General features: G+C 69.7%; 8 protein-coding genes and 1 pseudogene. 4 read left to right on the top strand and 5 right to left on the bottom strand.

Going from position 1 to position 8,157, the window contains the following annotated elements:
* On the top strand, window positions 1–882 hold an 882-nt coding region (dmpG, locus tag Q0444_RS00110; protein ID WP_299020336.1), incomplete at its 5' end, for a 4-hydroxy-2-oxovalerate aldolase.
* A 30-nt stretch (window positions 883–912) separates the two neighbouring features.
* Window positions 913–2,175: pseudogene (locus tag Q0444_RS00105) on the top strand (DUF4010 domain-containing protein).
* A 13-nt stretch (window positions 2,176–2,188) separates the two neighbouring features.
* Here the strand turns inward: Q0444_RS00105 and Q0444_RS00100 are convergent.
* From Q0444_RS00100 to Q0444_RS00080, 5 genes are read right to left on the bottom strand one after another with little or no spacing between them, the layout of a single operon-like run.
* Window positions 2,189–2,560, bottom strand: coding sequence for a zinc ribbon domain-containing protein YjdM (locus Q0444_RS00100; RefSeq protein WP_291079933.1), 372 nt, complete (start codon window positions 2,558–2,560; stop codon window positions 2,189–2,191).
* Window positions 2,557–3,078, bottom strand: a complete 522-nt coding sequence (locus Q0444_RS00095) for a flavodoxin domain-containing protein (RefSeq protein ID WP_291079935.1) — start codon at window positions 3,076–3,078, stop codon at window positions 2,557–2,559. The genes Q0444_RS00100 and Q0444_RS00095 overlap by 4 nt, the downstream gene beginning before the upstream one ends.
* Window positions 3,079–3,102: 24 nt before the next feature.
* Window positions 3,103–4,164, bottom strand: coding sequence for a ferredoxin--NADP reductase (locus Q0444_RS00090; protein ID WP_291079937.1), 1,062 nt, complete (start codon window positions 4,162–4,164; stop codon window positions 3,103–3,105).
* Between the two features lie 54 nt (window positions 4,165–4,218).
* The gene (locus tag Q0444_RS00085; RefSeq protein ID WP_291079939.1) at window positions 4,219–4,614 is read right to left on the bottom strand and encodes a hypothetical protein; all 396 of its coding nucleotides are present in this window, start codon (window positions 4,612–4,614) and stop codon (window positions 4,219–4,221) included.
* Complete coding sequence (locus Q0444_RS00080) at window positions 4,614–5,834, bottom strand: Rieske 2Fe-2S domain-containing protein (protein ID WP_291079941.1); 1,221 nt, start codon at window positions 5,832–5,834, stop codon at window positions 4,614–4,616. Before Q0444_RS00080 ends, Q0444_RS00085 begins: the two co-directional genes overlap by 1 nt.
* 189 nt (window positions 5,835–6,023) lie before the next feature.
* Here Q0444_RS00080 and hsaA point away from each other — a divergent pair, with 189 nt between their 5' ends.
* Together hsaA and hsaC are read left to right on the top strand one after the other, a co-directional pair.
* On the top strand, window positions 6,024–7,199 hold the full coding sequence (gene hsaA, locus Q0444_RS00075; protein ID WP_299020330.1) for a 3-hydroxy-9,10-secoandrosta-1,3,5(10)-triene-9,17-dione monooxygenase oxygenase subunit: 1,176 nt from the start codon (window positions 6,024–6,026) through the stop codon (window positions 7,197–7,199).
* 32 nt (window positions 7,200–7,231) lie between these two features.
* Window positions 7,232–8,131: an iron-dependent extradiol dioxygenase HsaC gene (hsaC, locus tag Q0444_RS00070; protein ID WP_291079946.1), complete on the top strand. Its 900-nt coding sequence runs from the start codon at window positions 7,232–7,234 to the stop codon at window positions 8,129–8,131.
* Window positions 8,132–8,157: the final 26 nt, after the last annotated feature.

Genomic DNA, 8,157 nt, shown 5'->3' with positions numbered 1-8,157 from the left:
CACGGCGACGGCCTCGGCGGCGCGTCCTTCAACTACGGCTTCGCCAAGTCCTACGACCAGGACCTCATCAGGGCCGCGGCCGAGACCGCCAAGCAGGCCAAGATCGCCTTTCTCACGCTGCCCGGCCTGGGCATCAAGGACGACATCCTCGCCGCCCGCGACAACGGCGGCTCGATCTGCCGCGTCGCCACGCACTGCACGGAGGCCGACGTCTCCATCCAGCACTTCGGCTACGCCCGCGAGCTCGGCCTCGAGACGGTCGGCTTCCTCATGATGAGCCACACCCAGCCGCCGGAGGTCCTGGCCAAGCAGGCCAGGATCATGGCCGACGCCGGGTGCCAGTGCGTCTACATCGTCGACTCGGCGGGCGCGCTGGTCATGGATCAGGTCTCCGACCGCGTGGCCGCGGTGGTCGCCGAGCTCGGCAGCGACGCCCAGGTGGGCTTCCACGGCCACGAGAACCTGGACGTGGGCGTCGGCAACTCGATCATGGCGATCCGCGCCGGCGCCCAGCAGATCGACGGCTCCACCCGTCGCTTCGGCGCCGGCGCCGGCAACACGCCCGTCGAGGCCCTGGTGGGGGTGTGCGACAAGCTCGGCATCACCACCGGAGTGGACTTCTTCAAGATCGCCGACGCCGCCGAGGACGTGGTGCGGCCGCTCATGCCCACCGAGTGCGTGGTCGACCGCTCGGCGCTGATGCTCGGCTACGCCGGCTGCTACTCCTCGTTCCTCAAGCACGCCGAGGGGCACGCCAACCGTTACGGCGTGCCGTCGTCGGAGATCCTCATCCGCGCGGGCGAGCGGCGACTCGTCGGCGGCCAGGAGGATCAGCTCATCGACATCGCGCTGGAGATCCAGAAGGAGCAGGCGAACGCCTGATCCCGAGCGCAGAGGAGGGCCGGTCCGGAGATGACCATGACGGAGTTCGTGCCGCTGCTCGCCGCCGTCGCCTTCGGCCTGGCCATCGGCATCGAGCGCGAACGCAGCCCCGCGCACCGGGGTCGCCGGATCGGCGCTCGGACCTTCCCCCTCCTCGCGCTGGTCGGCGCGGTCGGTGCCCTGCTGGGTGCGGCCGCGCTGGCCGTCGCCCTGGGCGCCTCGGCCGTGGTGATCATCGCCTGGTACTGGAGGGTCACCGGCGTGGACGCCGACGGGGACTCGACGGGGGACGTGGGCATCACCACCGTCGCGGCCGCGGTCGTCACCGTCCTGCTGGGCGCGCTGGCGGTCGTCAACGCACAGTTGGCGGTGGCGCTCGCGGTGATCGTGGTGGTGCTGCTCGCCGCCAAACACCGTCTCCACGACTTCGCCCGGAACGCGCTGGACGACCGCGACGTCAAGGATGCGGTGACGCTGCTCGTCGTGGCGTTCCTGGTCCTGCCGCTCATGCCGGACCGCGCCTTCGGTCCCTACGGTTCGCTCAACCCCCGCACGATCTGGCTTCTCGTGGTGTTCCTCACCGCGATCGGTTGGGCGGGGTATGTGGCCGCGCGGCTCCTCGGGCGCAGGTGGGGGCTCTTCGTCACCACGCTGGCGGGCGGGTTCGTCTCCGGTTCCGCGTCGACGGCGGTCGCCGCGCGCGCGGCCCGGGGCGGGGCGGGGGGCCGCCGGGACCCCCTCGCGGCCGCGGTGGCCGTGAACATCTCCACGCTCGTGTAGGCCGTCGTCGTCACGTGGGTGATCGACCGCGACGTCGCCCGGGCCGTTCTCGTGGGCGCCGCCGCGGGCATCGCCGTCCTGCTGGTGGAGGTGGCCGTCCTGCTGCGCGGTCGCGGGTCGGCCGCGGTCGCCGACGAGCAGGGGCGCGACCGCGACTTCGGGCGGCCCATGTCCGTGAAGGCGGCGATCGTCCTCGCGTCGATCCTGGCGCTGCTGCTCATGGCCACCCGTGCCGCCGCCCACGAGTTCGGCGGCGCGGGCGCGCTGGTCGTCTCGGCGATCGGTGGGCTCGCCGACGCGCACGCCGCCGCGATCGCCGCGGCCTCCGCAGCCTCGGCCGGCACCATCACGACGGGCACCGCCGCGACGGCCATCGGCCTGGGGCTGCTCACCAACCTGGGCGTCAAGCTCACCCTCGCGGGCACCATGGGCGGCGCGCGCTTCGCCGCGACGCTCGGCGCGTTGCTGGTGCCCGTCGCGGCGGCGGTGGGGGTCGGCCTCGCCTTGGGCTAGGCGGGGCGGCCGCTCAGGCCTTCTTGACCACGCTCGACTTGAGGTGCATCGGGCCGAAGCCGTCGACACGGCAGTCGATGTCGTGGTCGCCCGGCCCGTCGACCAGCCGGATGTTCCGGACCTTAGTCCCGACCTTGATCGGGCCGGAGCCGCCCTTGACCTTGAGGTCCTTGACCACCACCACGGTGTCGCCGTCGGCCAGGACGTTGCCGACGGCGTCCCGGATCTCACGGGATCCGCCCGCATCGGGGTCGTCCGCGGGCCCGCCGTCGGGTGCGTCGGCCGTCCACTCGTGCGCGCACTCCGGGCAGACGAGCAGGGGCGGCATCTCGTAGGTGTACTCCGAGGCGCACTCGGGGCAGGGGGGCAACGTGGACTCGCTCATGGCTCGACCCTAGTGTCGTCGACCGCCCAGGCCACCACCGGATCGAGGGTGCCCTCGTCGACGAACTCCAGCCGCTCGCCGGACAGCAGCATCTTCGCCGCGGGCGCCTCCGGGGTCCTGCGCAGTTCCCGTCGCAGCGCGGACATGAGCGCGCGGTCGGGCCACGTCAGGCGGGCGGGGTCGAAGTCCCCGCGCAGGTGGAACGTGGTGACCGCCCGGCGGGTGGCCGTGACGAGCCTGTCGGCGAGGTCGCCGCGCCCGGGGTCGTCGGCGGGGGACATGGCCACGACGACGAGGGCCACCCGACCGGGCGCCGAGCGGATCGCGCGGATGACACGTCGGCGCCCGAGGATCCGGGTGGCGTAGACGGGAGCCAGGACGATCAGCGGGTCGGCGCCGGACGCCGTGTCCAACTCGGCCAGGTCCACGGCGGGTGTGCCGAGCCGCCGCCCGAGGGCGGTGGCGTACCGCCGGGTGGAACCGTACTTGGAGGTGAAGGCGATGACCGGGGAGCTCACGCCCCCAGTCTGTCAGGAGCGCCCTCAGTCGGAGTAGGACACCTCGACGCGATCGGTCTTCGGCAGGAGCTGGCAGCTCAGCACGTAGCCCTCGTCGACCTCCTCCGGGTCGAGGATGCCGTTGTGGATCATCTCGACCTCGCCGGACTTGAGGATGCAGGCGCACGCCGAGCACTCGCCCTTGCGGCACGAGAAGGGCGCCTTGATGCCCTTGGACAGCAGCACGTCCAGGAGCGGGGTCTGCCGGGGCCACGAGATCTCGTGGGTCTCGCCGTCCAGCTCGACGATCGCGGTCGCGGGCCCGGCGGCGTCGTCCCCGGGGGTGTCGTCGATCACGATCTCGGCAAACGGGTCGCCCTCGATCGAGGAGAACACCTCGGTGTGGATGAGGCGCATGTCGGCGCCCGAGCGGCGCAGGCCGTCCTTGACGGTCTCCATGAACGGGGCGGGCCCGCAGATGTAGGAGTGACGCTTGGCCGCGACCGGCAGCAGGAGGTTGCCGATCATCTCGGCGGTGGGGATCCCGGAGACCGACTCGAGCCAGTGGAGCACGGTGAGCCGGTCGGGGTTCTCCCGCTGGAGCCGCTGCAGTTCGTCCTTGAAGATCACGGAGTTCTCGTCGCGGTTGGCGTACACCATCACGACGTGCCCGGTCCCCTGGGCCAGTGCCGACTTGAGGATCGACATGATCGGGGTGACGCCCGAGCCGGCGGCCAGGAGGATGAAGTCCTGGTCGATGATCTTGGGGGTGAAGATGCCCGACGGCGCCAGGACGTGCATCCGCATCCCGGCCTCGGCGTGGTCGCACAGCCAGTTGGACCCGTACCCGTCCACCGTGCGCTTGACGGTCACCTTGAGCCGGGCGTCCTCGCTGGGCGAGCTCGACAGGGAGTAGCAGCGCGCCACCGACCCGGTCCGCTCGCTGGGGATGCGCAGCGTGAGGAACTGGCCGGGCGTGTACCGGAAGTCGTCCTCGCATCCGGCGGGGATCTCGAAGACGATCGACTTGGCGTCGGCGGTCTCCTGGATCACCTCGGCGATCATGAGTTCGCGCACGAAGGAGCCCAGCTGGGGGGTGTCTGTCATGGGTGGTGAGCCTATCGCTTGGATGCGGCGGGGCAGGGGGTCACGGGTGACGTCTCACTCGGGGACGTACAGGGGGTTGACCATGTGGTCGACGTCGGCGGGGTCGACGCCCTCGGCGAGGGTGATCAGCCCCTCGGCGTAGGCGTAGCGGATGCTCGCGAGCATCCGGGGGCAGGTGTCCTCGCCCTTCGGCCGCTCGCCGCCCCCTCGCCACTCGGTGAGGACGGGGCAGGCGCGGTCGGCGCCCTCGGTCCACTGGATGGAGGTGTGCTTCACGCTGTTCTTGCGCACCGAGGCGCAGGTGCCGCAGGTGCGACACTCGACGGGCTGGAAGCCGGACCGGGTGTACGTCTCGCGGTCCAGGTCGGTGTAGGCGTGCAGACGCGCGGCGCGTTCGGGATCGGTCTCGTCCCAGGTCGGCGCGCGCCGCGCGTCGTGCTGCTTGAACATCACGTCGAGCGGGACGCGTCGGCCTCGTCGGCGACCTCGGCCATCCCGGTGTACTGGGTCTGCTCGTCCGAGATCTCGGCCTCGCCGGCGGCCTGCCTGCGCATGTTCTCGGCCACCTCGTTCTCCCAGTACTGGTTGGCCGCGGTGGTGTCCACCTCGAACTCGAATCGCTCCTGCATCTCGGGCTCGACCTTGTCCCGGTCCACGTAGAACTGCTCGTACCAGCGGCGGAGCTGGTACACGGGCCCGTCCTCCTCGCACAGGAGCGGGTTGGCGATCGAGGACTTGCGCTGCCAGATGCGGACGTCCTGGAGGAACCCCTCGCCGAAGAACGTGGCGATCTTCGCGGCCATCTTGGCCGACGTCGCGTCGTCGAAGCCCTCGGGCTTCTTCACCGACAGGCCGTACATCAGGACGAACGAGTTCTGGTCGATCGGGTAATGGCAGTTGATGAGGATCGCCTCGGTCTCGAAGGCGCCGTACATCTGCTTGAGCGGGTTGATCATGTACGCCGGGCCGAAGTACGAGGCCTCGGACTCCAGGAGCGTGTCGCCGTACTTCCCGCCGGACGGGTCGTGGTCCGGGCGGCCCTTGGTGTTGAGGTACTGGGTGGCCTTCTGCCCCTCGAAGACGTTCTTGAAGTACGTCGGGAACGCGAAGTGGATGTAGTAGAAATGCGCCATGTCCACAACGTTGTCGACGATCTCCATGCAGTTGGAGCCCTCGATCACCAGGCGGTTCCACTCCCAGTCGGTCCACTCGCCGGTCTCGTACTCGGCGATGGCCGGGATCGCGTCCTCGTCCCGGGGCGGGTTGCCCTCGTGGTCGTGCCACACGAAGACCTGGCCGGACTGGACGTTGGTGATCCAGGCGCGGGTCTTGGCGCGCAGGGGGACGCGCTTGGCGTAGGGGATGCCCTTGCACTTGCCGTCTCCGCCCCAGCGCCAGTCGTGGAACGGGCAGGCGATGTTGCCGTCCTTGATGGAGCCGTCGGAGAGGTCCCCGCCGAGGTGGCGGCAGTAGGCGTCGAGGACGTTGATCTGGCCCTCGCCATTGGCCCACACGACCAGCTTGGTGCCGAACGCCTGGATCGAGTGCGGCTTGCCGTCGCTGAACTCCTTGACGGTGCCGATGCAGTGCCAGCCGCGGGCGTACCGCTCCCGGGCTTTTCCGGTGTCGATCTCGCGGATGCCGCCGGGGGACGAGCCGGGTGCGGTCATGATGATCCTCCTGATGGCGTGAGCCTGATGAGAACAGGTTATAGAATCGGGATGCGGGCCACAACCAATGCTTGTAAATGCTGGCACGGGGTGCCATAGCCTGGTGTCCCGGGTTCCCAACCTGGTGCAAAACTGTAACGTGTTCTACTCTATAACGAAGCGCCCCCACACACGTCAGGAAGAGACAACATGAGCGAGTACGCCAACCACGAGGTCATCGACCGGATCAAGGCCCTCCTGCCCGGCTTCGCGGAGCGCGCCCAGGAGACCGAGGACCTGCGCAGGGTCCACCCGCAGAACATCGCCGAGCTCGACGAGGCCGGGTTCTTCAAGCTCTGCCAGCCGGCCCAGTGGGGTGGGTACGAGGCGGACATGGAGACCTTCTACACCGCGGCGATGACCGTCGCGACGGCGTGCCCCTCCACCGGCTGGTGCGCCAGCATCCTCGGCATCCACAACTGGCACCTGGCCCTGTTCCCGCAGCAGGCGCAGGAGGATGTGTGGGGCTCGGACAGCACCGTCCGGATCTCCTCGTCGTACGCGCCGATGGGTGCGGCGAAGCGGACCGAGGAGGGCCTGGTCCTCAACGGCAAGTGGTCCTGGTCCTCGGGATGCGACCACGCCGACTGGGTGTTCGTGGGCGGCCCCGTGCTGGACGACGCCGGCAAGATGGTCGACTTCTGCACCTTCCTGGTGGAGAAGTCGCAGTACGAGATCCTGGACGTGTGGCACGTCGCCGGGCTCAAGGGCACCGGGTCCAACGACATCCTGGTCAAGGACGCGCTCATCCCCGAGCACCGCGTGCTGTCCTTCGGCCTCATGGCCGCCACCAAGAGCCCCGGCCTCGAGGTCAACACCAACCCGATCTACCGCATGCCGTGGGGCACCATCCACCCCACCACCATCTCGGCCCCCATCGTCGGCATGGCGTTCGGCTGCTACGAGGTGCACCGCGAGCACCAGCGGGACCGCGTCCGGGCCGCCTTCGGCACCAAGGTCAAGGACGACCCGTTCGCCAAGGTCCGCCTGGCCGAGGCCGCCGGGGACATCGACGCGGGGTGGCTGCAGCTCATGCGCAACGTCCGCGAGGAGATGGACCTCATCAAGGCGGGCGACTACCCCGGGATGGACATCCGCACCCGCGCCCGCCGCGACCAGGTCCGCGCCACCCAGCGCTCGATCGACGCGATCGGCCTGCTCTTCCAGAACTCCGGCGCCCGCGCGCTCGAGGCCACCTCGCCGATCCAGCGGTTCTGGCGTGACGCCAACGCCGGCCGCGTCCACGCCGCCAACGAGGCGACCAAGGCGTACATCATGTTCGGACAGAACGAGTTCGGCGAGAAGATCACGGATTCCATGGTCTGATCCGTCATCCGGATCGAAAGGACTGAACTGTTATGGCCATCAGCAACTTCGGCTACGTCCGGCTCTATGCCACGGACATGGACGCGTGGCGCGAGTACGGCACCAAGGTCCTCGGGTTTGTCGAGGGCAAGGGCGACGACCCGACGGCACTCTACTTCCGTATGGACGAGAACCCGCACCGGTGGATCATCGTCCCCGGGCCCCAGGACAAGCTCGCCGCGGTGGGCTGGGAGTGCGCGAACGAGGCGGAGCTCGAGGACGTCCGGCGCCGGCTCGACGCCGCGGGGGTCCCCTGGCAGGAGGCGCCGGAGGAGGTCAGGCGGGACCGCAAGGTCCGCGGCCTGATCACCTGCCAGGACCCGGCCGGGTTCACGCTGGAGATCTACCACACCATCGCGCTCCAGCACCGCCGCATCCCGACCCCCTACGGTCACCAGTTCGTCACCGGCGACCAGGGCGCGGGGCACATCGTGCTCTCCACCCCGGACGAGGTCGCGGCGCTGGAGTTCTACCGCGACGTCCTGGGCTTCTCCCTGCGGGACTCGATGAGCCTGCCGCCGGAGATCGTGGGCCGCCCGGCCGACGGCGATCCGGCGTGGCTCCGCTTCCTCGGTTGCAACCCCCGGCACCACTCGCTGGCGTTCACGCCGTTCCCCAACCCGACCGGGATCATCCACCTCATGGTGGAGGTCGCCTCGGCGGACGACGTGGGCCTGGCGCTGGACCGCGCGCTGCGCAAGAAGGTCCGGATGTCGGCCTCGCTGGGCCGGCACGTCAACGACAAGATGCTGAGCTTCTACATGAAGACGCCCGGCGGCTTCGACTGCGAGTACGGCTGCGAGGGCGTGCAGGTCGACGACTCCGACTGGGTTGCGCGCGAGTCGACGGCCGTGAGCCTGTGGGGTCACGACTTCTCCGTGGGATTCAAGTAGACGCCTAGGCTGGGCGCACACACGGC

This window comes from uncultured Dietzia sp., from assembly GCF_937873725.1.
Lineage (GTDB): Bacteria > Actinomycetota > Actinomycetes > Mycobacteriales > Mycobacteriaceae > Dietzia.
This window is presented reverse-complemented; position numbering and strand designations above follow the sequence as displayed.